The sequence below is a fragment of the Pseudomonas agronomica genome (assembly GCF_025917275.1).
Classification (GTDB): Bacteria; Pseudomonadota; Gammaproteobacteria; order Pseudomonadales; family Pseudomonadaceae; genus Aquipseudomonas; species Aquipseudomonas agronomica.
Window position 1 is genome coordinate 1 of the sequence record NZ_JAOSHO010000782.1, and the last position, 1,574, is coordinate 1,574.

Here is a 1,574-nt window from a genome sequence, read left to right on the forward strand (position 1 = left end):
CATGGCTGCTACTTACCCAACCCCAAATTCGCCTCCGCCAAATCCAGCTCCCCCAGCACCTCCCGCAACACATCATCGCCAATCTGGTGTTCACGACTAAGCCGATACAACTCCAACCGCTGCGCCCGATAGGCCTTCAACCGCAGCCGACGCTCCAGCAAATCCATCTCGAACGCCAGCGCCTGGGCTTCGGCTGAGTCGTTGAATACCTCGAGCTGATGGCGATACTCGGACATCAACCGCGCCTTGACCTCCGTCGCCAGCGCAGCCTGGGCCGCGTCCGGTGCAACGCTTGGTTCTTCGACTTCCAGCGCGTGAATCGCCGCCTCAGCGGTTTTGCGCCACGCCTCGCGGACTTCGTTTCGGCGCTTGTCGTCAGGACTTTTCTCGATGCCACGCAGCAGCATCGGCAGGGCGATGCAGGCCGCGATCAGCGACAACAGGATCACCCCGGCGGCAATGAAGATCAGCAAGTCGCGCTCCGGGAATTCAACACCGGCGCTCAACAACAACGGCACCGACAGGACGCCCGCCAGCGTCACCGCCCCGCGCACCCCGCCGAAGGTCAACAACCAGCAGGAACGTGCCGTCGGCACCAGGGTCAGCTCGCCCTTGCCGCGCCAGCGGCGCAACAGCCCGGACACGCGCCAGATGCTTTGCACCCAGACAAACCGCAGCACCAGCAACACCAGGAAAATCGCCACCACCTCCAGGCAGCGATAAAACAGTGTTGGCCACAACGTCGTCTCGTGGCTGGTCACCGCCTTGATAATGTCCGGCAATTGCAAGCCCAGCAGCAGGAAGATCAGGCCGTTGAAGGCGAATTCCAGCAACGCCCAGACGCTGCGATTGAGCAGCCGCGTGCCCGTCTGGCGCGGCAGCAGGTCGAGCCAGCTCTGCATCATCCCCGCCGCTACCGCCGAGAGAATGCCCGAGGCGCCCAGGCGTTCAGCCAGCACATAGGCGGCAAACGGCAGTAACAACATGAACACCACGTGGGTCGCCGGATCGTCCCAGCCTCGAGCAATCATCCAGGCGCGCAAGCGACCCATCAGCCAACTCAGCGCCACGCCCACCAACAGGCCGCCGACCGCCACCAGGACGAAGGCCAGGCTCGCCCCCGCCAGGGAAAACACGCCGGTGATTGCCGCTGCCAGGGCGAACTTGAAGGTCACCAGGCCCGACGCATCGTTCATCAACGCTTCGCCCTGGAGCATGTGCATCAACGGTGCGGGCAAGCGATCCCGGGCAATTGCCGAGACCGCCACGGCGTCGGTCGGCGACAGGACAGCCGCCAAGGCGAAGGCCACCGGCAACGGGATATCGGGCAGCAACCAATGAATGAAATAACCCGCCAACACCACCGTGAACAGAACCAGCCCCACCGCCAGCGTCAGGACCGGCCCACGCAGGCGCCAGAGCTCGCGCTTGGGCATCCGCCAACCGTCGGAGAACAGCAGCGGCGGCAAGAACAAAAACAGGAACAACTCGGGATCAAGCGCCACATGCAGCCCCAGCGAAGGCCAGGCCAGCACGGCACCGGCAGCGATCTGCACCAGGGGCAACGGCAGCGG

Annotated in this window: 1 protein-coding gene; it reads right to left on the reverse strand. The window is 64.3% G+C overall.

Annotation, left to right across the window (positions count from 1 at the left end; genetic code table 11):
* Positions 1 to 8: 8 nt before the first annotated feature.
* A partial coding sequence (locus tag OC610_RS27090) for a Na+/H+ antiporter (RefSeq protein WP_264432418.1) occupies positions 9 to 1,574 on the reverse strand: 1,566 nt, incomplete at its 5' end.